Source organism: Acidocella sp., assembly GCF_027352905.1.
Classification (GTDB): domain Bacteria; phylum Pseudomonadota; class Alphaproteobacteria; order Acetobacterales; family Acetobacteraceae; genus Acidocella.
On the sequence record NZ_DAIEIF010000037.1, the window covers coordinates 1 to 22,445 of the forward strand.

Here is a 22,445-nt window from a genome sequence, read left to right on the forward strand (position 1 = left end):
AAACGCCACCAGCGTATCCCTTCCCAGCCTATGCAATTGTCAAAGAACCAAACCAAAAACAAAACGGCGGAATAAAACCCCGCCGTAAAGGCCAAATAGTCTAACCAACCAGCCACCTAATTACAAGACTAAAGCAGCCAGCAGTGAACGGGCTTCTAGCGCCGAGCGGTTCCGGCTGTCAACGGAGCGTCATCTTCCCTTCACGTCCCAAAAACCTAAGGGTTCCGCGGGTTTGCGCTTCAAACTCATCTAGCTATGCATTATGCGCATGGCTTTTGCCGTGTTTCGTAAGGGTTGGGGCGTCCGGAAGCTTGGCCTTATTCTCCCCGCTTTTCCAACAACGTCTTCATCTCACTCATCGCCTCGGAGATACGCTGGTTTAATTTGCCCAATGCTTCCGTATTGGATTTCTGGATGAGTTCGCTCAATTCCTTGGTATTCGCCACAGCCGTCTCGTAGGCTTTCTTCAAAAGTTCAGTCTGGCGGACGGCGCGGTTGGAAGATCCCTCGGTGGAGGAAAGCTCCTTTAAAGTTTTAGACAAACCCGCCATCGTCTCCTGCATGATTTCCATATGGCGCCGCGCCACCGCCTGGGCGCCTTCCAGTGCCGCCCGGTTAGCTTCCGTCAAGGCTTCGATGTTGCGTTTATAAGCCGTGAGCACGGCCTCCATATCCGGCATGGCGGGAAGTTTCATTCCGGTCAAAATCTTTTTGATATCGAATTCTGGCCTAGGCGCCTGCGGCCCGGTTTCCTCGGTTTTTTCGCTCATGCTCGTACCTCCAGGAGTTGAATGCGCAAATCCTCTACAAATTCCGCTCCTCGGCCATGCGTTTGATCAATTGCCGGGCGAAACCTAAACGACCGCGGGCGGCTCCTGCATGGCCACCTCAGGGTTCGTGGCCGCAGAAGGACCGGGCGTGAACCGCAGCGCGAAACGCTCCGCCCGGACCAAAGCTTTATCCACCGCTGCCATGGTAGCTGAAAGGTCGGCGCTCTCGTCCTTGTCCCAAGCGCGCAATCCATATAGCCAAACGGCAAGCAACCCCCGCTTGCGTAACGCCCCTTTTATGCCTCCAGCCTCCACCCCTGCGGCTTCCAGCAGCCACCCCATCGAGGCGAGATTCATTTCCGTCAGCGCCAAAGCGAGAGGCGGGCAAAACGGCAAAACCCGCAACAGCGCCCGCACACCAGGGCGGCGGCTCTGCAAATAATCGAATCGCAGCATGATCAGGTCGAAAAGCCGGTCCCGCACGCTACCCGCGCCCGAGGCATTCGCTAGCGCCGACGCATCCGCCAAACGGCCAAATTTCTTTAAAATCGCGCCTGTACAAGGAAATAAGAAGCGGGCGCGGGCCAAATCAAGCCCGCCGTGGCGGGCCGCGGCGGGCGGAGACACCGATAACCATCCCGCCTCCGCCCCCAGGGCGAAAGCGGCATCTATAAGAGCGGCTTCAAATTCCTGGTCGGTCATGATTGCTCAAATTTAGTGCTCCTCTGGCTCCATTTCCAGGAAATTCATGAGACACCCCGCAGCGCATGCGCATAATGCGCGGCGAGTTGCTGATAATGCTCGGCTGTCCCGTCCCAGCGGGCGCGCTCCTCATCGCTCATCACCCGCACTAGCCGGGCCGGGGAGCCGGCCCATAATTCCTGGCGGCCGATTCGCTTGCCCGGCGCCAATAATCCCCGCGCGCCGAGCAACCCGCCCTGTTCCACCACCGCCCCGTCCAACACGGTCGCCCCCATCCCAATAAAGGCGCGGTTTTCCAGCCGGCAGGCATGAATAATGGCCGCATGGCCGATCGTGACGTCCTCGCCGATGATGGCGGGATGATCACCATGGTCGACATGAACAATGGTCCCATCTTGCACATTGCTGCGCGCCCCCACGATCACCGGATTGGTGTCACCGCGCAACACGCAGTGGAACCAGATATTCGCCCCCGGCCCGACACGCACATCCCCGATCAGCACGGCAGTCGGGGCAATCCAGGCGGTCGGGTCTATTTGGGGCGCCAAATTGCCCAAGGCGTAAAGTAGTCCGCCTGGGCGTTGCATATCTTTCATGCCTCCCTCCTCAGCATTAATTCAATGTTCTGCACCGCGGCCCCGGAAGCGCCCTTGCCCAGATTATCCAGCCTGGCGATGAGCAGAACCTGCCCCGCCGCCTCGTTGGCGCAAATGAAAATCTCAAGCATATCGGTGCCATTCAGCTCCTGCGGGTCGAGATTGGCCGTCCATATATCCCGCTGCACGCGCACCGCCTTTGCCCCCGCGTAATAATCGGCATAGGCCTCCACAAGCCGGGCCGGGCTACTTGCGCGGGAGAGCGTATCAAGAAACAGCGGCACGCAAACCAGCATGCCTTGAGGAAAATGGCCGACGGACGGCACGAATAAAGGCGGTCGCGCCAAGCGGGCATAGCGCGTGATCTCGGGTAAATGCTTATGCCTCAACCCAAGGGCATATAGCTCGAAAGCCGGGCCGCCCTGCGCCTCATGCGCTGCGATCATCGCCTTGCCGCCGCCGGTGTAACCGGAAACGGCATTGATGCTCACCGGGGATTTGGCTTCCATCAGGCCGAGGGCGGTGAGGGGGCGCAGCAGGGCAATCGCCCCGGTCGCGTAGCAACCCGGGTTGGCCACCAGCCGCGCGGCGGTGATGAGCTCCGCCTGGCCCGGCGCCATTTCGGCAAAGCCATAGACCCAGCCTTCCGCCACGCGATGGGCCGTACTGGCGTCCAAAATCCGCGCCCCCGGCGGCGCGAGAGCCACCGCCTCCCGCGCCGCGTCATCAGGCAGGCAAAGCACGGTGATGTCGGCCGCGCTCATCGCCTCGGCCCGCGCTTCAGGATCCTTGCGGCGAGATTCAGGCAGCGTCAGGAGGATGAACCCGCCCGTTTTTTCCAGCCGTTCCGTAATGCCAAGGCCGGTGGTGCCAGCCTGCCCGTCAATGAAGATGCGCGCGCTCATGGCCGCTACTCTTATCATGGCGGTACCGCCATGCTAGGCCATGCCGCACCTTGCAACAGGGAAATTGAGACATGTCCGAACAAGCCGGCCTGCCGCCGCAACCGCTGCTCCTCAACATCCAATACACCAAGGATTTGTCCTTCGAGGTGCCGGGGGCGCCCGCCATTTTCACTCAGTTGCGGGCCCAGCCGCATGTCAACCTCAATCTCGACGTCCAGGTCCGCCGGCTGGAAGAGGGTCAGACAGTGTTCGAGGTGACGCTCGTCATCCGCGCCGAGGGAACGACCGTCGCGCCGAAATCCGCCGGCGGCACAGAGGAAAAGCCGCCGGTGGTCTTCATCGCCGATCTTTCCTATGCGGGCGTGTTCACGCTGAACAGCATCCCTGAAAACCAGCAGGAACCCGTGCTTCTGGTGGAATGCCCGCGCCTGCTCTTTCCCTTCGCCCGCAATATTCTCGCGGATGTGACTCGGGATGGCGGCTTCCCGCCCGTGCTCCTCGGCCCCATCGATTTTGTCGGTCTCTGGCAGCAGCGGCGCGCCGGGGCGGCCATGGCCAACGGCCCGGCCGGCACCGCCTGAAACGATCTAGTTTCAGGATTGCATGAAACCGTCCTGATTCGGCTCGCCCTTCCCTGCCAGGCGGCGCAGAAACGCGATCACGCCTGGCGTGTCCCAGGCCGCGGCGCCATCCAGCCGCGCCACCATCTTCCCAGCCGGATTGACGATGAACGTCACCGGAATGCCATTGGTCTGCAACCGGTCGAGCGCCTGGCCCGAAGGATCAGCCAGGACTGGTAGGGTGGTGATCTTATGCGCCTTGAAATAAGCCTCTACAGCCCCGGTGCCGGTAACGTCGATCGAGATGGGCAAAACCAGCCCCCCAAAGGGTTTCAGTTTCGGCGCCAGCGCCGCGAAGCCGGGCAGCTCCTCCTTGCAAGGGGCGCACCATGTCGCCCAGATATTCACCAGTAGCACATGGCCTTTATAATCCGCGAAGCTGAGGTTTTTGCCGCTTCCGTCCTCGAACGTGAGCGCCGGCGGGTTTATGGGGGGAAACGTCTGCCAGCCGGTGGAGGCGTCAGCTAATCCATCCTCCGCCGGTTGCGCCCCGGCGCGATTGCCGAAGACGACGCCCAGGGCTAAGGCAGGAGCGGCGACGATGAGGGTCCGCCGAGGAAACAAGGGGCGTTTGCGCGTGAGTGACAAGGGCGTTTCTCCTACTAAAGATAAATTGCAGTGGGGTGGGCGTTTTGCCGCCGGCCCCGCCGAGGTTATGCGCGCCATTAATGCCTCGATCGGCTTCGACGCCAAGCTTTGGCGGCAGGACATCGCGGGCAGCCAGGCGCATGCTGCCATGCTCGCCGCCCAGGGCATTATCAAGGCGGAGGATCAGGCCGCCATCCAGGCGGGGCTGGCGGAAATCGGTGCCGAGATCGAGGCGGGGGTCTTCCCGTTTTCCGAGAGCCTGGAAGACATCCACACCAATATCGAGGCGCGGCTGACCGAGCGGATCGGCGAGGCCGCGCGGCGTCTTCATACCGCGCGTAGCCGCAACGACCAAGTGGCCACGGATTTCCGCCTCTGGGTCCGGGAGGCCATGGACGCCATCCTGGCCCGCATTCGCGAGCTGATGAAGGCTCTCGCGACCCGCGCCGCCGAGCACGCCGCCACCGTCATGCCTGGCTTCACGCATCTGCAAACCGCACAGCCGGTGACCTTTGGCCATCATCTCCTCGCTTATGTGGAGATGCTCTCACGGGATGCGGGACGGATCAAGGACGCCCGCGCCCGGCTGAATGAATGCCCGCTGGGCGCGGCGGCGCTCGCCGGCACCTCCTTTCCCATCGACCGTTTCATGACGGCCGCGGCGCTCGGTTTCGACCGGCCCGCCGCCAATTCACTCGACGCCGTCTCCGACCGTGATTTCGCCCTCGAGTTCCTTTCCGCCCTCTCTATCTGCGCCATGCATCTCTCCCGCTTCGCCGAGGAGATCATCATTTGGTGCTCGCCGCCCTTCCGGCTCATTACCCTGTCGGATGCCTATACCACCGGCTCCTCGATCATGCCGCAGAAGCGGAATCCGGACGCGGCGGAACTCGCCAAAGCCAAGACCGGGCGCATCTACGGCGCGCTGATGGCGCTGCTGACGGTGATGAAGGGCCTGCCGCTCGCTTACGCCAAAGACATGCAGGAGGATAAGGAGCCGGTTTTCGATGCCGTCTCCTCGCTTGAACTCTGTCTCGCCGCGATGACGGGTATGGTGCTGGACATGCGGCCCGACACCGCGCGCATGGAAGCGCTGGCGGCTTCCGGCTTCTCCACCGCCACCGACCTCGCCGACTGGCTTGTGCGAGCGCTTAAAATGCCCTTCCGCGACGCGCATCACGTCACCGGCTGCCTCGTTCGCCTGGCAGAGAGCCGGGGGGTGGATCTGCCGGAACTGAGCCTGGCGGAGATGCAGAGCGTGGAGCCGCGCATCACCGCGGATGTCTTTGATGTTCTGACGGTGCGGGCCTCGGTGGCTTCCCGCGCCTCTTATGGCGGCACCGCCCCCGCCAATGTAGCCGCCCAGGCGGCGCGCTGGCTGGAGATACTCGCATGAGACTGCTTTTGGCGCTGCTCTGCCTCATCATGCTCGCGGGTTGCGGCCGCCGCGGCCCACCCTCTCCCCCCGGCCCGCCGCAAGACATCACATATCCCCGCACCTATCCGCCGCCACAATAATGGCCGATATACTGCCCACCGGCCCCGAGCCGGAACTTGAAGATCTGCTGGCGGCGCGTCCCCAATTACGCATGCACGGCCAGGATGGACTCTGCCTTGAGGACGTGCCCCTCAATGCCATCGCCGACCGTTACGGCACGCCGGTCTGGGTATACGGCGCCGGCACCATGCGCGCCCGTCTCGCCGCCCTGCGCGCGGCCTTCGCCGCCGAAGCCCTGCCCGTCGATATCCATTACGCGGTCAAGGCCAACGATCATCTCGCCATCCTCAACCTGTTCCGCAGCCTTGGCGCGGGCGCGGATATCGTCTCCCTTGGCGAGTTCCTGCGCGCCCGCCAGGCTGGCATCGCCCCGGCGGATATCGTCTATTCCGGGGTGGGCAAATCCGCCGCCGAGCTGGAGATGGCGCTAGCGGCGGGAATCGGCCAGATCAATGCGGAAAGCGCGGAGGAGGTTGAGATGATCTCCGCCATCGCCGCGCGCGCGGGGCTGACGGCTTGCCTCGCCTTGCGCATGAACCCGGATGTGGATGCGGGCACCCATGCCAAGATCACCACCGGCCTCGCCGATAATAAATTCGGCATCGCGGCGGCGGAAATTCCCCCTCTCTACGCCCATGCGGCGCGGCTGCCCGGGATCCGGATGACAGGCATTGCCGTGCATATCGGCAGCCAGATCCTCTCCACCGAACCCTACCGCCTCGCCTATGGCAAAGCGGCCGGGATGATCCGCGCCCTGCGCGCCGCGGGGCAGACCGTGGACTCGCTGGATCTCGGTGGCGGGCTCGGCATCGGCTACCGGGACGAGCCGGGGCTTACTCCCCGCGCCTTCGCCGCCATGGCGCGGCAGGAGATTGGGGGGCTGGATGTACGGTTGATGATGGAGCCGGGCCGTTTTCTCACCGCGCCCGGGGGAGTGCTCCTCGCCTCGGTCATTTTGGAAAAACGCGCGGCCAAGCGATTCGTGGTGCTGGATGCGGCCATGAACGACCTGATGCGGCCGGCCATGTACGAGGCTTGGCATGGCATCCTGCCGGTGGGGGCCGCCGCCTTCCAATCGCCACGCGGCCCGGCCGATGTGGTGGGGCCGGTTTGTGAAACCGCCGACATCTTTGCTCAAGACCGCGCATTGCCGGAATTCAAGCCCGGCGCGCGTGTGGCGCTGCTGGATGCCGGGGCCTATGGCGCGGTGATGAGCAGCAACTATAATGCCCGCCCACGCGCTGCGGCCGTGCTCGTGCATGGCGGTCAATTCCAGCTGATTACCCGCCGCCAAAGCCATGAGGCGCTCTGGGAAGATGAGATCATCCCTGCCCTGGATTGACGCCCGGCCGCGGCGCAAGCTCGACGATCTTGATCCGCTTGCCTTGCGCCGAAAGCGCGATGTCTCCCCGGATCAGCCGCAGCGCCGTCTCACCGAACATCTCCCGCCGCCAGCCCTCAAGCGCCGGGTTGGGGGCGGTCTCATCCATGGCCAGCGCCTCCAGGTCCTCCCCGCTCGCCACCAGCCGGGCCGCGACATTGTGCGTCTCGGCCGTCGCCGCCAGCAGCACTTTCAGCAGCGCCACCAAAGCGGGGGAGGGCTTGGGCGCGTCGCGCTGGCGCTCCGGCTGGGGCAACCCCGCCTCCGGCGCCGCCTTCGCCTCGGCGATGACCGCGAGCAGCGACGCGCCTGACTTGCCTTTGGCGAAACCGGGCGAAACCCCGCGCGCCTTGGCCAAGGCCTCGGCGGTCTCCGGCGCCAAGGAGGCGATCTCGGGGATCTGTTCATCCTTCAGGAGCCGCCCGCGCGGCAGATTCAGGCGCTGGGCCTCATGCTCCCGCCAGGCGGCGATGGAGCGCACCAGCCCCAGCTGGCGGCGGTTTTGCGAGCGAAGCCGCAACCGCTCCCAAGCCTGTTCAGGCTCCACCCGATAGGTTTCTGGCCGGGTCAGCAGGGCCATCTCCTCCGCCACCCAGTCCAGACGCCCCTCTTTTTCCAGCCTCGCCCGCAATCTCTCGTAAACCTGGCGCAGATGCGTCACATCCGCGGCGGCATAGGCGATCTGCGCGCGGGAGAGCGGCCGCGCCGCCCAGTCGGAGAAACGATGCGCCTTGTCGATATGCGCGCCGGTCAAGGCCTGCACGAGCGAATCATAGCCGACCTGGTCGCCGAATCCGGCCACCATCGCCGCCACCTGAGTGTCGAAAAGGGGGGTGGGAACCGCGCCGAAGAGCTGCAAAAAAATTTCGACATCCTGGCGGCAGGCATGGAACACCTTCACCACCTCCGGTTTGGCCAGCAAGCGGCCGAGCGGCGCCAGATCCATTCCCTCCGCCTGGGCGTCGATCACCGCGACCTCGGCCGCCCCGGCGATCTGCACCAGGCAAAGCTCGGGATAATAGGTTCTCTCCCGCATGAACTCGGTGTCCACCGTCACGAAGGCCTCATTTTCCAGCCGCGCGCACAAGGCCGCCAGCGCCGCGGCGCTGGTAATGAATTCAAGTCTATCTCCGTTCATGCCGTTCCCTTTAGAGCCGCTCCGGCTTGACAGGAAGGAGGTCCAAGGCTCTTTCGCGCCGCATGGAACAAATTCACCCCTATCGCACCCATAACTGCGCCGCCCTCAGAGCAGCCGATATCGGCCGGACCGTCCGGCTCTCCGGCTGGATACACGCCAAGCGCGACCATGGCGGGCTTTTGTTCATCGATCTGCGTGACCATTACGGCATCACCCAATGCGTTTTTCCCGCCGGGTCCAGCGCCTTCGCCGCGGCGGAGGCGGCGCGGGTCGAATCCGTCATCACCATCACGGGCGAGGTGGTGGCCCGCGCCGAGGGCACCCGCAACCCCAAACTGCCGACGGGCGATATCGAATTACGGGCGGAAACGCTCACGCTGCAAGGCCCGGCCGAGGTGCTGCCGCTGCAAGTCGCGGGCAATGAAAACTATTCGGATGAGCTGCGGCTGAAATACCGGTTCCTCGACCTGCGCCGCGAGCCTGTGCATCGCAACATCATGCTGCGGGCGGGGGTGATCACCAGCATCCGCCGGCGGATGATCGAGGCCGGCTTCACCGAGTTCCAGACCCCAATTCTCACCGCCTCCAGCCCGGAGGGGGCCAGGGATTTTCTCGTTCCCTCGCGCAACCACCCTGGCAAATTCTATGCCCTGCCTCAGGCTCCCCAGCAATTCAAGCAATTGCTGATGGTGGCCGGGTTCGACCGCTATTTCCAGATCGCCCCCTGTTTCCGGGACGAGGCGGCCCGCGCCGACCGCTCCCCCGGCGAATTCTATCAGCTCGATTTCGAGATGAGCTTCGTCACCCAGGAAGACGTATTCAATACTATCGAGCCGGTGCTGCACGGCGTCTTCACCGAATTCGCCCAGGGCCGCGCCGTCACCCCGCCGCCCTTTCCCCGGATCTCCTACGATGAGGCCCTGCTCAAATACGGCTCGGACAAGCCTGATCTGCGCAACCCGTTGATCATCTCTGATGTCACGGAGGCGTTTCGCGGCTCCTCTTTCGGGTTGTTCGCGCGGATCATCGAGGGCGGCGGCATCGTCCGCGCCATCCCGGCGCCGGGCGCGGGCGGCAATCCCCGCTCTTTCTTCGATAGGCTGAACGAATGGGCGCGCGCCGAGGGCGCGGGCGGGCTTGGCTATATCACCTGGAACGAGGCGGGCGCGCAGGGACCAATCGCTAAAAACCTGGACCCCGCCCGGGCCGAGCGCATCAGGGATGTTTGCGGCTTGGGCACGGGCGATGCGGTGTTTTTCGCCGCCGGCAAGACGGAGGCCGCCGCCAAATTCGCAGGCGCGGTGCGCACCCGGCTCGGCCACGAACTGGGCCTGATCCGGACGGGTGACTTCAAATTCTGCTGGATCGTCGATTTTCCCATGTATGAATATGACGAGGAGGAGAAAAAGATCGTCTTCTCCCACAACCCCTTCTCCATGCCCCAGGGCGGGCTGGAGGCGCTGCTTACCCAGGACCCGCTGACCATCAAGGCGTTCCAATACGATATCGTCTGCAATGGCATCGAGCTATCCTCCGGCGCCATCCGCAATCATCGGCCCGATATCATGCTCAAGGCTTTCGAGATCGCGGGCTACGGGGCGGACGAGGTGGAGGCGCGGTTCGGCGGGATGCTCAACGCCTTCCGCTATGGCGCGCCGCCGCATGGGGGTTCGGCCCCCGGCATAGACCGGATCGTGATGCTGCTGGCGGATGAGCCCAATATCCGCGAGGTCATCGCCTTCCCGCTCAACCAGCAAGGCGAGGATTTGATGATGGGCGCCCCTGCCCCGGTCCCGCCCGAGCGGCTGAAGGAGCTTTCCATCGCCGTGCTCCCGCCCCCCAAACCGTTGAAAAGCTGAGTCCCGCTCTGCTCATTAAAACAAGAGTGTTTTTCGTTTGACGAAACACTTCTAGATGGGCGCGGAAAGGATGCGCAGGAGGTCCCACGCCCCGCCAGGGTTGGTGGGGGCGCCCATCACATCACGAATCACCCAGGACCCGCCCGCCCGAATGAACACGTAATCCACTTCCATCGGAACGCCGCCGCTGATGAAACGGGCCAAGACGATCTCGCCGCCATTCTGGGTGTCGCGCACGGACAGAACAGGCCATTGACCGTTCAACTGCGCATCCTGCCCGGCAATCACCGGGTCGAAATCGATCCGGCACACGCCGCCCTCCCGCGCCTCGCATTGCCGGTCCCGCGAGATCAAGCCTTTCAGGCGCGGCTCCGCATGCGCAGCTATGGCCAGCAGACCATCATTACCTAAAGCGTCATCATCAGCCACGTAAGGGCGATACAGCGCCATCACGATCTTGGCGGGTCCCGCTATGTCCGCTGCCCGGGCCGGATTCCAGCCCAGCAGGGCGAGCAGTGCGTAAACGCCCAATTTGTCCGCCATGGCGCGCCTCTCGTCTCGTTAAGGCCTCAACCTTAGGTGTGAGCGAGAAATTCCGCGAGATTTTAAATTTTGCCTGTCATGGAAGCTTCATATTAACGTCATCGCATTGTCACGGAACGCGTCCTAAAGGATGCCCGCATGGAAATAGCGAGACGCAATATGCCGCCGGAAACCGCTTTGCCCGCCGCCCTGCATCAGGCCCCGGGAGCCGAGGCGCGCGTTTCCATCCGCGACCTGAATTTCTATTATGGCGAGACGCACGCGCTGAAAAACGTCTCGATCGAGTTTCCCGACCGGCAGACGACGGCGATGATCGGTCCGTCCGGCTGCGGGAAGTCAACGCTGCTCCGCGTCCTCAACCGCATGTACGATCTATACCCAGGCCAGCGCGCCGAGGGCGAGGTCCTGATGGGCGGGGAAAACATCCTCGCCCCGGGCATCGACCTCAACCGTTTGCGCAGCCGGGTCGGCATGGTGTTCCAGAAGCCGACCCCCTTTCCCAAATCCATCTACGAGAACGTCTTGTTCGGCGTGCGCTTGCACGAAAAACTTTCCAAGGCGGCGGCGGCCGAGCGGGTAGAGTGGGCACTAACCCGCGCCGCTCTCTGGAACGAGGTGAAGGACCGGCTGAACAGCTCCGCCATCGGTCTTTCCGGCGGGCAGCAGCAGCGGCTATGCATCGCCCGCTCCATCGCCGTGCGGCCGGACGTGCTGCTGCTCGACGAGCCGACCTCCGCCCTCGATCCTATCAGCACGCTCAAGATCGAGGAACTGATCGACGAGCTGAAGCGGGATTTCTGCATCGTCATCGTCACTCATAACATGCAGCAAGCGGGCCGGTGCGCCGATCAGGTCGCCTTCTTTTATCTGGGCGAGCTGGTCGAGGTCGGAGCGTCCAGCCAGATCTTTACCGCCCCGCGCGAGCGCAAGACCCAGGAATACATCACCGGCCGGTTCGGCTGACGGAGAGACACGAGTTCCATGCCCGACGAACCCAAACATATCGTCTCCAGCTTTGAGGCCGACCTCAAGAAACTCCGCGACATGATCGCCGCCATGGGCGGGCTGGTCGAGCGCGCGGTGGCGGAGGCCTCCGCCGCGCTGCTGAACCACGATCCGGAAATCGCGTCGCGCGTGATCGAGAACGATGCCGCCATCGACGCCGAGCAGCATAAGATCGAGCAGTTCGCCGTGCGGCTGCTGGCGCTGCGCCAGCCCGTCGCCGATGATCTGCGCCAAGTGGTGCAGGCGCTCAAAGTGGTCAACGATCTCGAACGCATCGGCGATTACGCCGCCAACATCGCCAAGCGCAGCATCGTCATCAGCCAGGTCGCCACTAATTTTCCTCTCGCCGGGTTGGGGCAGATGGCGCATCTCGTGCAGCAGAACCTTAAGGCCAGCATCGACACGGTGGGCGAATCGGACCCGCAAAAGGCCATCCAGGTCTGGCGCGCGGACCAGATGGTGGACGACCTTTACAATACGATTTTCCGTGAACTCATCACCTACATGATGGAGGATGCGCGCAATATCTCGACCTGCACGCATCTGATGTTCGTGGCCAAAAATCTTGAGCGCATAGGCGATCACACCACCAACATCGCTGAACTCACCTATTACGCCATAACGGGGGAAAACCTGCCGGATTTCCGGCCCAAGGGCGACCACACCGCCACCTATATCCACACCGCGCCCAACTGAGCATGTCCGAATCAAACAGACCCTATATCCTCATCGTCGAAGACGAGGCGCCGCTGGTGACCTTGCTGCGCTATAATTTGGAAAAAAAAGGATTCAGGGTCGAGGATGCCGGCGATGGCGGCGAGGCTCTGACCCGCATCACCGAGACCCCGCCCGACCTTCTCCTGCTCGACTGGATGCTGCCCACCATGTCCGGCATCGAATTATGCCGCCAGCTTCGCCGCCGCCCGGCCACACGCGGCCTGCCGATCATCATGCTCACAGCCCGCGCCGAGGATCAGGATGCGGTGCGCGGGCTGGATACCGGCGCCGATGATTACATCACCAAACCCTTCTCGACGGAGGCGCTGATCGCCCGCATTCGCGCCCTGCTGCGCCGGGCGGGCTCGGTGCCGCAGAAAAGCAAGCTCAGCTTCCATGATATCTCGCTGGACCCCGCCTCTCATCGCGTGCAGCGCAACGGCCGCTCCCTGCATCTCGGACCCACCGAATTCCGGCTGCTGGAATTTTTTCTGCGCCATCCCAAGCGGGTCTTCTCGCGTGAGGACGTGCTGAACGCCGTCTGGGGGCGCGACATTCATGTCGAACCCCGGACCGTGGACGTGCATATCCGCCGCCTGCGCAAGGCGATCAACGCGCCTGGGGAAATCGACGTGGTGCGGACCGTTCGCGCGGCGGGCTATGCGCTCGATTTGGAGGATGCAGCCTGAAATTCAGCTGGTACGGGTAATCTGCCCGCGCCGGGCCAGCCCTTCCACCCGCGCCAGCAACTCGGAAAAGGCGAAGGGCTTGGCCAAGTAGTCATCTCCCCCGGCGCGCAGCCCCGTCACCTTGCTGGAGGCCTCGCCGAGACCCGAGAGAATCAGCACCGGCGTATCGATCCGCTGTTTGCGCAGACTGGTGAGAACGTTCAGCCCATCGCCATTTTCCGGCAGCATACGGTCGAGGACGATCACGTCGAATTGCTCGCTGGTGGCGCGTGCCTGCCCGGCGGTGGCGTTGTCGGTGTGGATGACGTTATGCCCCGCTTCCCGCAACCCCTTGATGACGAACCCCGCTACGTTCTTGTCGTCCTCGATCAGCAAAATCCGCAATTCAGCCCTCCCTATGTATCCCGCCTGCCGATGACATGGATACTTGGCAATGTTTTTGGGGAGTTCAATGCCCGATGAGAGCGGATCGTTCAACGGAAGCGCATCGGATCGATGGCCGGCAGTAGGCTGGCGGCGGGGCCGGGGTCCTCACCCTTGATCAAGGCGGCGATCAGGGCCGAGGCGGCGGGCACCGTCTGGATGCCATACCCTCCCTGCCCCACCGCCCAGAAAAATTCTTCCGCGTCACGGTCGTAGCCAAAAGCGAGAGAGCGGTCGGGGGTGAAGGTCCGCAATCCCGCCCAGCTATGCTCGACCCGCCGAACCGGAATCGCCAGCGCCTGCTGCATCCTAGCGATTCCCACGGCGATATCGAGTTCGTCCGGCTGCACGTCATGCGGCACGTCCGGCGTTTCGTCACAGGGCGTCACCATCAGCCGGGTCCCCCCCTCGGGCCGGGCGTACCATAAATGCGCGGCCGATTGCACGACCGGCCAGCTCCCCACCTCATACGGACCGGCCGGGATGATCGCCGCGGTGCGGCGGCACGGCACGAGGCCGAGCGGCGCGAGGCCCGCGAGTTTCGCCACCTCGTCGCCCCAGGCTCCGGCGGCGTTCACGACGATGCCACCGGTCAACATCGCCCCGGTCGAGGTTTCCACCCGCCAGACACCCTCGCGGCGCTCGATCCGCCCCGCCCGGTGGCGCAGCAAAATCTGGCCCCCGGCCTGGCGTAACCGGCGCAAATAAAATTGATGCAGCCCGGCGACATCCATATCGAACGCATCCGGCTCCAGCCCGGCGCGGTGGGCGAATCCCTCGATCAAGGCCGGGCACAGCGCCTTGGCCTCGGCGAGGCTGATTTCCCTTACCCCCAGGTCGAGTCCGATCAGCCGGTCGAGCTCGGGCTCCTCCGCCGGCGGGGCCAGATAGAGGATGCGCCGGTCCACCGCCAGCCGGTCCGTGCCGATATCGGCGGGCGGGTTCTTAAAAAAATCCCGCGAAAGCCCTGTGAGCACCCGCACGTCCGGCGGCCCGTAATTACGGATCCAGATGGCGGCGGAACGGCCAGTGGTGTGGTAACCCGCCTGCTCCTCCGCCTCCACCAGCGCCACCCGGTGCGTCGGGGCCAGTTGCGCCGCGATCGAGGCGCCGGCGATACCCGCGCCGATCACGATGACATCCCACTCAGCCCGCATCGGTAAAAAACTCCCGCAATGCCGCGATCACCTCGCGCGGTTTATCGGCATGCAGCCAATGCGCCGCGCCGGGGATACGCCGGATGACCGCCCGGGGAAAGCGCGACAAGATCTCCGGCTCCGCCGAAGGCGGAACATAATCCGAATCGCCCCCGCAAAGAAACAAAGCGGGGGCCGGATAGGGGCGCAGCCCCGGCGGGTCGTCCCACCGGAGAAGCTCGGCCATGTTATCCGCGATTTCGCGCAGCCCCATCCGCCAATGCGGCGCCTCGCCCAGCACCAGATTATTAAGCAAAAAGGCCCGCATGGGCGCGGCTTTCACCGTTTTAGCTAGGGCCGCATCCGCCTCTCCCCGGGTCAGGCCGGGGGTGAGCGGCAAAGCCAGCATCGCCCGCACGTAATCATCATATTCATGGCTGTAGGTCAGCGGCGCTATATCCAGCACCGCCAGCCGCGTCACCATCTCCGGCCGGGTCAAGGCCAGCATCATCGCCGTCTTACCCCCCATGGAGTGGCCGACAACCGCCGCCCTGGCGATGCCTCGCGCCGCCAGCGTCTCGGCCACGTCCTCCGCCATCAGGCGGTAGCTCATCTTCGCCGCGTGCGGGCTATGCCCATGATTGCGCAGATCCATGGCGAGAACCCGGAACTGCGTGGACAAGGCCCGGCTGAGAACCCCCAGATTGCGCGCCGTGCCAAAAAGCCCGTGCAGCAGCACCAGCGGCGGGCCGCTCCCAGCCTCGATGACATTCAAAATCATGCCGCCATCTTGCGGCCCATTGAAAAAATCACAAGCGCCTCCGGTGGAAACCGGCTATGAGTGGTTATGTTGCAATTTCTGGTTGCATTGGGGGCGGCCCTGGTGCTTGCGCTCACCTTCGTCCGTCCGGACCTTTGCCTCTGGCTCTGGGTGCTGGTTCTGGAAACCTCGCCCGATAGCTGGGGCATGGCGCTGCTAGGGCGGGAGGAAATGATCGCGCTGGTCAAAGGGTTCGGAGTCATGCTGGCTCTCGCCTTGGCCTGCCGGTACGGCGCGCGCTGGGACAAATTCAATCCCGCCCTCGGTTTCGGCGCGGTCTTTCTCGCCGGGCTGGTCCACGGCCTCTACCCCGGCCTGGGATTGCCCGAATCCCTGCGCTCGCTCATTGGCTCCGTCGCGCCCTTTCTGTTCGGCTTCGTGCGTTTGCCCCCCGATATCATCCGGGCGGCGCGGCATGCGCTGCTCGCCGGGCCGCTGGCATGCATCGGCCTGGGCGCGCTGCTGGTTCCCCTGGGCCTATCCTCATTCTGCGCCTGGCAGGACGGAGCGCTGCGCCTGGGCGGCAGTGGCGAGCCGCCTTTCCTGGCCGCTTTCGCCCTCACCGCCCTTTATGTGACGCTGGATTTACACCTTGCCGCGCCGCGTCCGCGCTGGGTGGCGCTGGCCCTGCTCTATCTTCTCATCATTGCCCTCACCGGCGCGCGCGTGCCGCTGGCGCTGGGGTTCGCGGCGTGCGGCTATGTGCTGCTCATGCGCGGCCGGGTGATGGAAATCGCGGCGGCGGGCGCCGCCGGAGCCCTGGCGTTGATTGCGGCCACCCCGCTCAGCTTCGTCCGCGCCATCGCCCTCACCCGCCTCGGCGAGGCGACGGACCTCTCCAACCGCAACCTCATCTGGCCCGATTTCACCGCCGCCTTCGCCCGGTCGCCCTGGCTGGGCTGGGGCCTCGGCGCAGGCAAGCTGGTCGTGCCGCTCGACGCGCCTTTATCCCGCCTCCTTGGCACCAATGCCGCGCATAACGAATATCTCCGCCTCGCCGTCGAGGCCGGGCTGCTCGGCTCTGGGCTGCTTCTGACCCTTTTCATTCTCTGGGCGCGGCGCGGCACCCGCGCTTTGCCCCCGCCGCGGCGGGGATTCATCCGGCTGGTTTTCCTGCTGTTCGCCCTTCACTCCGCCACGGACAACACGCTCATCGCCACCACCAGCTCAGCCTTGTTTCTTTGGTTCGCCTGTATCTTCGCAGAGGCGGGAAATGGGACTAGAGGAGCGCCACCATGATCACCCGCCGCCTCGCCCTCAGCCTGCCCATGGCTCTCGCAGCCGCGCCCTCCGCGCATGCACAGGCCGCCCCGCCGCTGGCCTTTGCCCTCAATTCCGCCGCGGGCTCGGTCACCATCATCGATATGAAAAGCCGCCAGCCTCTCCGCACCGAGCCCACCTTCCGCGAACCCAGCCATTGGGCGCTCACCCGCGACCGCAAAACTCTGCTGGTCTGCGATGCCGGCGGCAACGGCCTGTTCATGTTCGACCCCCGCACCGCCGCGCCGCTCGGCCACCGCCGCATCGCCGACCCGTACCAGCTCGGCTTCACCCCGGATAACAAATATCTGGCGGTCAACGCGCTGCGGCTGAATTTCATCGATTTCTACGACGCCGCCACCCTTGCCCTGGTGAAGCGCTTCGAGGCGGGGCATTGGCCAAGCCATCTGGATTTCTCGCCCGATTCGCGCTGGTCCTTCCATTCGCTGCAAAAATCGAATTCCCTCGTTTCCATCGACCTCGCCACGCTCTCCCAGCGCTGGAGCGTGCCGGTGGGCGATACTCCGGCCGGTGTGCTCTGGCACCGTGGCAAAATCCTGGTCTGCATCATGGGGGCGCGCGGCTTCGTGGAGGTGAATCCGGAAAACGGCCGCATCACCCGCCAAATCGTCACCGGGGACGGCGCGCATAACATCTTCATCGATACGCGCAGGAACGTGTTGTATGTCTCCAACCGGGGGCCGGGCCGCACCGGTCTTACCGCGCTCGACCCCGCCAGTTTCGAGATTCTGCGCGACTATCCCATTTCCGGCGGTCCCGACGATATCGGCATCGACCCGCAAGGACGCATATGGATCTGCCTGCGCTTCGCGGAAGCCGTCGCCGTATTGGACCCGCAAACCGGCGATTATACGACCATCCCCGTGGGGCGCTCGCCGCACGGCATTTTTCTCAACACCATGCTGCGCGAGCCGGGACTCATCACGGCCGAACGTATCTAGGGGGATGCTCTTTCCTCCCGGCGCCTATTTGCGGCTCGTCAAGCGCCCTGGGGTTGAGCGGGCGGGGCGGCAGCTTCTCACCGATGACGCCTTGACCTGGCTGCTTCTCGCCGCCACCGCCCGGCCCGCCAGCCCGCGCCTCCTGGCCGGGGCGCTTTGCTGTTTCGCGGGGTTCTGGGCGGCATACGAGCTTGGCTATTGGGATAATGACCGCTGCGCCGCCCGCTATGAGGCCAAGCCGGTGCTAGGCCCGGCTTTTCCCTCCCTGCCCCGGCATTTTCCTGCCCAGGCGCTGGGCTTCGCCCTGCTGTTCAGCCTCGCCGGGCTGGGGCTGCTGGATGCGCGCCCGGCCCAGGCCGCCCGCTGGGCGGGGCTGCTCGCGGCTTTGGGCGTGATCTATGCGCTTTATAACCGCCTGGATAAAACCAGCCGCGTCTTTCTCTATCCCGGTTTGCAGGGCTGCCGCTCCCTGGGCCTGCTGGCCGTGCTGCCGCTGGGACCCGCCGGGCTGGCGGCTGGGGCGGCGCAAGCCATCGCCCGCTGGCTCGGCTACTGCCTCTACCGCTTCCGCCCAGCGGCAAACGGCGCCTGGCCGGACATCCCCACCCGGTTCCTGCACCTTCTGTTGCTGCTTTTTTTCGGGGCGATTCTGCTCGCAACCCCGGCCAGAGCCGTTTTTTTCTCCTGGCCGGCCCTGGCGCTGCTGGCCCAGGCGGTTTTTCTGGCCCGGCGCGACCTCCGCGCCGCCTGGCGCAACGCCCGCTGGCTGCCCGCGGCGCGTTGAGGCGCTCTCTTATGGCGGCGGCGGCCAAAAGGGCTTATACACAATTTGCGGGGCCATTCTTTCCGGCAGGCATCAAGCATGAATCTCGACCGTCTCTTTTCCCATCTCGCCGGCTTTATGGATCAATATCTCGTCCTGCCGGTTCTCTTCCATCTGCACTGGATGGCCTGGGATGATCTTGCCTTCGACTGGTGCCTGATCTGCGTCTATGGGCTGTTCGCCGTGCTCGTGACGTACGCCGTCTGCCTGCCGCTGGAACATTGGCGGCCAGTGGAGCGCTGGCAGAACCGCAAAGCGGTGCTGGTAGATGTGTTCTATACCCTTCTCAACCGCGTTGGGGTGGTGCCCATCGTCACCTTCGTCCTGTTTTATCAGGCGCAAACCTGGTCCACCGCCCTGCTCGTGCGCCACGGCTTCATCCCGCCGACGCTGGACTCCCTCGTTCCCGGCCTGTTTGGCCACCCGCTGCTCACCTTCTGCCTTTATGCCCTCATTCTCGACTGCGCCGATTACTGGCGGCACCGCCTCTCCCATGCCTTCCGCTGGTGGTACGCCCTGCATTCCCTCCATCACGCCCAGCGGCAGATGAGCTTCTGGTCGGATGACCGCAACCATCTACTCGACGATGTCATCGCCTTTTTCTGGTTCTTCGCCATCGGGCTGGCGATCGGCATACCCCCCCTGCAATTTCCCATCCTGCTTCTTGGCCTCAAATTCATCGAGAGCGTCAGCCACGCCAATATCCGCCTCTCCTATGGCCCGCTGGAATGGCTGGTCGTCTCGCCCCGTTTCCACCGCTTTCACCACGGTCTGCGGGCGGCGGGACGGCAAAGCTGCAATTACGCCTCGGTATTTCCCATCTGGGACATCATCTTCCGCACCGCCGATTTCCGGAATGAATATCTCCCCACCGGCGACGCCCGCGCGCCCGAGGCGCTGGTGACCGGCGGCTATCTGGCCCAACAGGCTGCGGGGTTGAAATTGTTCTGCCAGGCCCTTGCAAAAAGCTGGGCGAGCCTTGGCATAGGCCGCGCGGCGTAATAAGCCCGCGCCATGGAACAGAGCGTCAAAAAAGTCGTCCTTGCCTACTCAGGCGGGCTGGACACCTCCGTCATTCTCCGCTGGCTGCAAAACACCTATCATTGCGAGGTTGTGACATTCACCGCCGATCTCGGACAGGGCGAGGAACTGGAACCCGCCCGCAAGAAGGCCGAAATGTTCGGGGTCAAGCAGATCTTCATCGAGGATCTGCGCGAAACCTTCGTCAAGGATTTCGTCTTTCCCATGTTCCGCGCCAACGCGCTGTACGAGGGCCAATATCTGCTCGGCACCTCCATCGCCCGGCCGCTCATCGCCCAACGTCAGATCGAGATCGCCGAGCAGGTAGGGGCGGACGCCGTTGCCCATGGCGCCACCGGCAAGGGCAACGATCAGGTACGCTTCGAGCTTGGTTATTACGCCCTCAACCCAAACATCCGCGTCATCGCCCCCTGGCGGGAATGGGATCTGACCAGCCGCACCCGGTTGCTTGAATATGCCGAGGCGAACCAGATCCCCATCACCAAGGATAAGCGCGGCGAGGCACCGTTCTCGGTGGACGCCAATCTCTTGCATTCGTCTTCCGAGGGCAAAATCCTCGAAGATCCCGCCATCGCCCCGGATGAGATCGTCTATCAGCGCACCATCTCACCCGAGGCGGCGCCGGACAAGGCGACCGAGATCAGCATCGACTTTAAATGCGGCGACGCGGCCGGCCTTAATGGAGAGGCGCTTTCACCGGCCACTCTCCTCACCCGGCTCAACGAATACGGCAGGGCGAACGGCATTGGCCGTCTCGATCTCGTCGAGAACCGCTTCGTTGGCATGAAATCCCGCGGCGTGTACGAGACGCCGGGCGGCACCATCCTGCTCGCCGCCCACCGCGCCATCGAGAGCATCACCCTAGATCGTGAGGCCGCGCATCTCAAGGACGCGCTGATGCCGCGCTACGCGGAGCTGATCTATAACGGCTTCTGGTTTTCGCCGGAGCGGCGAATGCTGCAGGCCGCCATCGACGCCTCGCAAAGCTCCGTCACCGGCACGGTACGGCTGAAGCTCTACAAGGGCAACGTCATCGTAACGGGGCGGGAGAGCCCCCACTCGCTCTACAATACCCGCATGGTGACCTTCGAGGACGATGCCGGCGCCTATAACCAGCAGGACGCGGCGGGCTTCATCAAGCTCAACGCCCTGCGGCTGCGCCTCGGCGCGGCCATCGGCAGACGGGGCGGCGCGCTATAGCCGCGCCGCCGGCTATTCTGGCATCACCTCGCCGGACCCGCCCGTCTCGGCGGCGAAATCCTTGAACTTCGGCAGGCCGTCCTTTATCCGCAGCACGGCCTCCGCATAATTCACGTGCAAGGCGGGCTCAAAGGTCAGGTCCGGCAGGGTGGCCGCGTAAACATCCACGAGCCCGAGCGCCGGATGCGCCGCCATCAGATGCCCGCCGCAGCGGCGGCAATATTTTCGTTCGCTCTTGGGCGTCTTGGCGAAAGTGGCGATCTCCTCCTCTCCTTGGGTGACCCTCACCGCCTCGGGTTTCCATAAGGTAAAGGCGTTCACCGGCCCGCCCGACCAAGACCGGCAGGAGCGGCAATGGCAATATCCCATCACCTCCGGCGTGCCTGTGGCCTCCAGCTTGACCGCGCCACAAAAACATTCTCCCTGATAAGCCCGGCTCATGAACGCCTCCACTTCTCTTTAATTCGGTCCAGCATAGCGGGAGCCTCCCTGCCTTGTCACTCTTACTTGCGAAGCGAACAAAAAACGAACTGTTTATTAATAAACGTGTTGCTATTTTGTTCTCGTCCTGCCAGATTAACTGAGACAAATCCACTGGCAAGGTCAGGAAAACACGCTATGGTTGCAACCACCACCAACAGAAAACCGCGTTTGACAGAGACGGAGTCGATGTTGGACGTTGCGGAGGCACCTCTCATGGCGACTGTGACATCTATGGCGAAACCTGACCTCGAAAAAAACAAGGCGCTGGACGCCGCGATGGCGCAGATCGAGCGCGCCTTCGGCAAAGGCTCCATCATGCGCATGGGCGCGCGCGGCGGTGCGGAGGCGGTGGAGGTCATCTCTTCCGGCTCGCTCGGGCTGGATCTGGCGCTGGGGATTGGCGGGCTGCCGCGCGGGCGGGTGATCGAGATTTACGGCCCGGAAAGCTCGGGCAAAACCACCCTCGCCTTGCATGCCGTGGCCGAGGCGCAAAAGCGCGGCGGCGTGTGCGCCTTCATCGATGCCGAGCACGCGCTCGACCCGGTCTATGCCCGCAAGCTCGGCGTGGATGTGGATAATCTGCTGATCTCCCAGCCCGATACCGGCGAGCAGGGGCTGGAAATCGCGGATACGCTCGTGCGTTCCGGCTCCATAGACGTGCTGGTGATCGATTCGGTGGCGGCGCTCGTCCCCCGCGCCGAGCTGGAAGGCGAAATGGGCGATGCCCATGTCGGCCTCCACGCCCGCCTGATGAGCCAGGCCCTGCGCAAAATCACCGGCTCGGTGGCGCGCAGCAATACCACGCTGATCTTTCTCAATCAGATCCGGCTAAAAATCGGCGTGATGTTTGGCAATCCGGAAACCACCACCGGCGGCAACGCGCTGAAATTCTATGCCTCCATCCGCATGGAAATCCGCCGCACCGGCTCGATCAAGGAGCGCGACGAAGTGACCGGCAACCATACCCGCGTGAAGGTGGTAAAGAACAAGCTGGCCCCGCCCTTCCGCCAGGTGGAGTTCGACATCATGTTTGGGGAGGGGATTTCCAAGGCGGGCGAGTTGATCGATCTCGGCGTCAAGGCCGGGGTGGTGGAAAAATCCGGCGCCTGGCTCTCCTATGACAGTCAGCGCATCGGCCAGGGGCGGGAAAACGCCAAGCAATTTCTGCGCGACAATCCAAAAATCGCCGAGGCGATCGAGCGGCGGATCCGCGAGCAGGCGGGGGCGATCGCCGATGCGTTGATGACCGCCGGAGACGGGGAGGATGGCGAGGATTAAGCCCGGCC

The 22,445-nt window shown here is 63.9% G+C and carries 25 protein-coding genes; 14 read left to right on the top strand and 11 right to left on the bottom strand.

What is annotated here, in order from left to right:
- Positions 1–317 precede the first annotated feature (317 nt).
- From M7H45_RS06510 to argC, 4 genes are all read right to left on the bottom strand, one after another.
- Positions 318–770, bottom strand: coding sequence for a phasin family protein (locus tag M7H45_RS06510; RefSeq protein WP_298215438.1), 453 nt, complete (start codon positions 768–770; stop codon positions 318–320).
- Positions 771–854: 84 nt separating this feature from the next.
- On the bottom strand, positions 855–1,358 hold the full coding sequence (locus M7H45_RS06515) for a TetR family transcriptional regulator (RefSeq protein WP_298215439.1): 504 nt from the start codon (positions 1,356–1,358) through the stop codon (positions 855–857).
- A gap of 158 nt (positions 1,359–1,516) precedes the next feature.
- Complete coding sequence (locus tag M7H45_RS06520) at positions 1,517–2,068, bottom strand: gamma carbonic anhydrase family protein (RefSeq protein ID WP_298215440.1); 552 nt, start codon at positions 2,066–2,068, stop codon at positions 1,517–1,519.
- Entirely contained in the window at positions 2,065–2,973 is a 909-nt protein-coding gene (gene argC / locus M7H45_RS06525; protein ID WP_298215441.1) for an N-acetyl-gamma-glutamyl-phosphate reductase, read from the bottom strand. The genes M7H45_RS06520 and argC overlap by 4 nt, the downstream gene beginning before the upstream one ends.
- Before the next feature lie 71 nt (positions 2,974–3,044).
- Between argC and secB the strand changes: the two genes are divergently transcribed.
- Positions 3,045–3,554 (top strand): protein-export chaperone SecB, encoded by a 510-nt coding sequence (secB, locus tag M7H45_RS06530; protein ID WP_298215442.1) that lies wholly within the window; start codon positions 3,045–3,047, stop codon positions 3,552–3,554.
- 12 nt (positions 3,555–3,566) lie between these two features.
- Here secB and M7H45_RS06535 read toward each other — a convergent pair whose 3' ends face one another.
- Entirely contained in the window at positions 3,567–4,181 is a 615-nt protein-coding gene (locus M7H45_RS06535) for a TlpA disulfide reductase family protein (RefSeq protein ID WP_298215443.1), read from the bottom strand.
- Here M7H45_RS06535 and argH point away from each other — a divergent pair.
- The 3 genes from argH to lysA are packed head-to-tail and all read left to right on the top strand — an operon-like array spanning position 4,165 to position 7,021.
- Positions 4,165–5,577, top strand: a complete 1,413-nt coding sequence (gene argH, locus M7H45_RS06540) for an argininosuccinate lyase (RefSeq protein WP_298215444.1) — start codon at positions 4,165–4,167, stop codon at positions 5,575–5,577. The genes M7H45_RS06535 and argH overlap by 17 nt on opposite strands.
- A complete protein-coding gene (locus M7H45_RS06545) occupies positions 5,574–5,699 on the top strand; it encodes a lipoprotein (protein ID WP_298215445.1) in 126 nt (41 codons plus the stop codon). The genes argH and M7H45_RS06545 overlap by 4 nt, the downstream gene beginning before the upstream one ends.
- Entirely contained in the window at positions 5,699–7,021 is a 1,323-nt protein-coding gene (lysA, locus tag M7H45_RS06550) for a diaminopimelate decarboxylase (protein ID WP_298215446.1), read from the top strand. Before M7H45_RS06545 ends, lysA begins: the two co-directional genes overlap by 1 nt.
- On the opposite strand, the gene rnd is transcribed toward lysA, so the two are convergent.
- Positions 7,002–8,198: a ribonuclease D gene (gene rnd / locus M7H45_RS06555; RefSeq protein ID WP_298215447.1), complete on the bottom strand. Its 1,197-nt coding sequence runs from the start codon at positions 8,196–8,198 to the stop codon at positions 7,002–7,004. The two genes, lysA and rnd, sit on opposite strands and share 20 nt — an antisense overlap.
- A gap of 71 nt (positions 8,199–8,269) precedes the next feature.
- Here rnd and aspS point away from each other — a divergent pair, with 71 nt between their 5' ends.
- Positions 8,270–10,057, top strand: coding sequence for an aspartate--tRNA ligase (gene aspS / locus M7H45_RS06560; RefSeq protein ID WP_298215564.1), 1,788 nt, complete (start codon positions 8,270–8,272; stop codon positions 10,055–10,057).
- A 51-nt stretch (positions 10,058–10,108) separates the two neighbouring features.
- On the opposite strand, the gene M7H45_RS06565 is transcribed toward aspS, so the two are convergent.
- Positions 10,109–10,600 carry a hypothetical protein gene (locus M7H45_RS06565; protein ID WP_298215448.1) on the bottom strand — a complete coding sequence of 164 codons (492 nt, stop codon included), beginning with the start codon at positions 10,598–10,600 and terminating at the stop codon, positions 10,109–10,111.
- A 159-nt stretch (positions 10,601–10,759) separates the two neighbouring features.
- On the opposite strand from M7H45_RS06565, the gene pstB reads away from it, so the two are divergent.
- Genes pstB through phoB form a run of 3 tightly spaced genes read left to right on the top strand, consistent with a single transcriptional unit; the run spans position 10,760 to position 13,011 of the window.
- A complete protein-coding gene (pstB, locus tag M7H45_RS06570; protein ID WP_298215566.1) occupies positions 10,760–11,563 on the top strand; it encodes a phosphate ABC transporter ATP-binding protein PstB in 804 nt (267 codons plus the stop codon).
- Between the two features lie 18 nt (positions 11,564–11,581).
- Positions 11,582–12,301, top strand: a complete 720-nt coding sequence (phoU, locus tag M7H45_RS06575) for a phosphate signaling complex protein PhoU (RefSeq protein WP_298215449.1) — start codon at positions 11,582–11,584, stop codon at positions 12,299–12,301.
- 2 nt (positions 12,302–12,303) lie between these two features.
- Entirely contained in the window at positions 12,304–13,011 is a 708-nt protein-coding gene (gene phoB / locus M7H45_RS06580) for a phosphate regulon transcriptional regulator PhoB (RefSeq protein WP_298215450.1), read from the top strand.
- 3 nt (positions 13,012–13,014) lie between these two features.
- On the opposite strand, the gene M7H45_RS06585 is transcribed toward phoB, so the two are convergent.
- From M7H45_RS06585 to M7H45_RS06595, 3 genes are all read right to left on the bottom strand, one after another.
- Positions 13,015–13,395: a response regulator transcription factor gene (locus tag M7H45_RS06585; RefSeq protein WP_298215451.1), complete on the bottom strand. Its 381-nt coding sequence runs from the start codon at positions 13,393–13,395 to the stop codon at positions 13,015–13,017.
- Between the two features lie 89 nt (positions 13,396–13,484).
- On the bottom strand, positions 13,485–14,591 hold the full coding sequence (locus M7H45_RS06590) for an FAD-binding oxidoreductase (protein WP_298215453.1): 1,107 nt from the start codon (positions 14,589–14,591) through the stop codon (positions 13,485–13,487).
- Complete coding sequence (locus M7H45_RS06595) at positions 14,581–15,351, bottom strand: alpha/beta fold hydrolase (protein ID WP_298215455.1); 771 nt, start codon at positions 15,349–15,351, stop codon at positions 14,581–14,583. Before M7H45_RS06595 ends, M7H45_RS06590 begins: the two co-directional genes overlap by 11 nt.
- Positions 15,352–15,417: 66 nt before the next feature.
- Between M7H45_RS06595 and M7H45_RS06600 the strand changes: the two genes are divergently transcribed.
- The 5 genes from M7H45_RS06600 to M7H45_RS06620 all read left to right on the top strand — a co-directional run bounded on the left by M7H45_RS06600 (position 15,418) and on the right by M7H45_RS06620 (position 20,676).
- The gene (locus M7H45_RS06600; protein WP_298215457.1) at positions 15,418–16,629 is read left to right on the top strand and encodes an O-antigen ligase; all 1,212 of its coding nucleotides are present in this window, start codon (positions 15,418–15,420) and stop codon (positions 16,627–16,629) included.
- Positions 16,626–17,612 carry a YncE family protein gene (locus M7H45_RS06605; protein ID WP_298215459.1) on the top strand — a complete coding sequence of 329 codons (987 nt, stop codon included), beginning with the start codon at positions 16,626–16,628 and terminating at the stop codon, positions 17,610–17,612. The genes M7H45_RS06600 and M7H45_RS06605 overlap by 4 nt, the downstream gene beginning before the upstream one ends.
- 4 nt (positions 17,613–17,616) lie before the next feature.
- The gene (locus M7H45_RS06610; RefSeq protein WP_298215461.1) at positions 17,617–18,396 is read left to right on the top strand and encodes a hypothetical protein; all 780 of its coding nucleotides are present in this window, start codon (positions 17,617–17,619) and stop codon (positions 18,394–18,396) included.
- A gap of 78 nt (positions 18,397–18,474) precedes the next feature.
- Positions 18,475–19,437, top strand: coding sequence for a sterol desaturase family protein (locus tag M7H45_RS06615; RefSeq protein WP_298215462.1), 963 nt, complete (start codon positions 18,475–18,477; stop codon positions 19,435–19,437).
- 12 nt (positions 19,438–19,449) lie between these two features.
- Positions 19,450–20,676, top strand: coding sequence for an argininosuccinate synthase (locus M7H45_RS06620; protein ID WP_298215463.1), 1,227 nt, complete (start codon positions 19,450–19,452; stop codon positions 20,674–20,676).
- 12 nt (positions 20,677–20,688) lie between these two features.
- Here the strand turns inward: M7H45_RS06620 and M7H45_RS06625 are convergent, their stop codons facing one another.
- Positions 20,689–21,117 (bottom strand): GFA family protein, encoded by a 429-nt coding sequence (locus M7H45_RS06625; RefSeq protein ID WP_298215465.1) that lies wholly within the window; start codon positions 21,115–21,117, stop codon positions 20,689–20,691.
- Positions 21,118–21,390: 273 nt separating this feature from the next.
- Between M7H45_RS06625 and recA the strand changes: the two genes are divergently transcribed.
- Positions 21,391–22,437: a recombinase RecA gene (gene recA, locus M7H45_RS06630; RefSeq protein ID WP_298215467.1), complete on the top strand. Its 1,047-nt coding sequence runs from the start codon at positions 21,391–21,393 to the stop codon at positions 22,435–22,437.
- The last annotated feature ends 8 nt before the right edge of the window (positions 22,438–22,445 follow it).

Excerpts from the sequence above, each read along its gene's own strand:
- M7H45_RS06510 (WP_298215438.1), bottom strand. The coding sequence starts at position 770 with ATGAGCGAAAAAACCGAGGAAACCGGGCCGCAGGCGCCTAGGCCAGAA.
- M7H45_RS06520 (WP_298215440.1), bottom strand. The coding sequence starts at position 2,068 with ATGAAAGATATGCAACGCCCAGGCGGACTACTTTACGCCTTGGGCAAT.
- argC (WP_298215441.1), bottom strand. The coding sequence starts at position 2,973 with ATGAGCGCGCGCATCTTCATTGACGGGCAGGCTGGCACCACCGGCCTT.
- secB (WP_298215442.1), top strand. The coding sequence starts at position 3,045 with ATGTCCGAACAAGCCGGCCTGCCGCCGCAACCGCTGCTCCTCAACATC.
- M7H45_RS06545 (WP_298215445.1), top strand. The coding sequence starts at position 5,574 with ATGAGACTGCTTTTGGCGCTGCTCTGCCTCATCATGCTCGCGGGTTGC.
- lysA (WP_298215446.1), top strand. The coding sequence starts at position 5,699 with ATGGCCGATATACTGCCCACCGGCCCCGAGCCGGAACTTGAAGATCTG.
- rnd (WP_298215447.1), bottom strand. The coding sequence starts at position 8,198 with ATGAACGGAGATAGACTTGAATTCATTACCAGCGCCGCGGCGCTGGCG.
- M7H45_RS06565 (WP_298215448.1), bottom strand. The coding sequence starts at position 10,600 with ATGGCGGACAAATTGGGCGTTTACGCACTGCTCGCCCTGCTGGGCTGG.
- pstB (WP_298215566.1), top strand. The coding sequence starts at position 10,760 with ATGCCGCCGGAAACCGCTTTGCCCGCCGCCCTGCATCAGGCCCCGGGA.
- phoU (WP_298215449.1), top strand. The coding sequence starts at position 11,582 with ATGCCCGACGAACCCAAACATATCGTCTCCAGCTTTGAGGCCGACCTC.
- phoB (WP_298215450.1), top strand. The coding sequence starts at position 12,304 with ATGTCCGAATCAAACAGACCCTATATCCTCATCGTCGAAGACGAGGCG.
- M7H45_RS06590 (WP_298215453.1), bottom strand. The coding sequence starts at position 14,591 with ATGCGGGCTGAGTGGGATGTCATCGTGATCGGCGCGGGTATCGCCGGC.
- M7H45_RS06595 (WP_298215455.1), bottom strand. The coding sequence starts at position 15,351 with ATGATTTTGAATGTCATCGAGGCTGGGAGCGGCCCGCCGCTGGTGCTG.
- M7H45_RS06600 (WP_298215457.1), top strand. The coding sequence starts at position 15,418 with ATGTTGCAATTTCTGGTTGCATTGGGGGCGGCCCTGGTGCTTGCGCTC.
- M7H45_RS06605 (WP_298215459.1), top strand. The coding sequence starts at position 16,626 with ATGATCACCCGCCGCCTCGCCCTCAGCCTGCCCATGGCTCTCGCAGCC.
- M7H45_RS06610 (WP_298215461.1), top strand. The coding sequence starts at position 17,617 with ATGCTCTTTCCTCCCGGCGCCTATTTGCGGCTCGTCAAGCGCCCTGGG.
- M7H45_RS06615 (WP_298215462.1), top strand. The coding sequence starts at position 18,475 with ATGAATCTCGACCGTCTCTTTTCCCATCTCGCCGGCTTTATGGATCAA.
- M7H45_RS06620 (WP_298215463.1), top strand. The coding sequence starts at position 19,450 with ATGGAACAGAGCGTCAAAAAAGTCGTCCTTGCCTACTCAGGCGGGCTG.
- M7H45_RS06625 (WP_298215465.1), bottom strand. The coding sequence starts at position 21,117 with ATGAGCCGGGCTTATCAGGGAGAATGTTTTTGTGGCGCGGTCAAGCTG.
- recA (WP_298215467.1), top strand. The coding sequence starts at position 21,391 with ATGGCGAAACCTGACCTCGAAAAAAACAAGGCGCTGGACGCCGCGATG.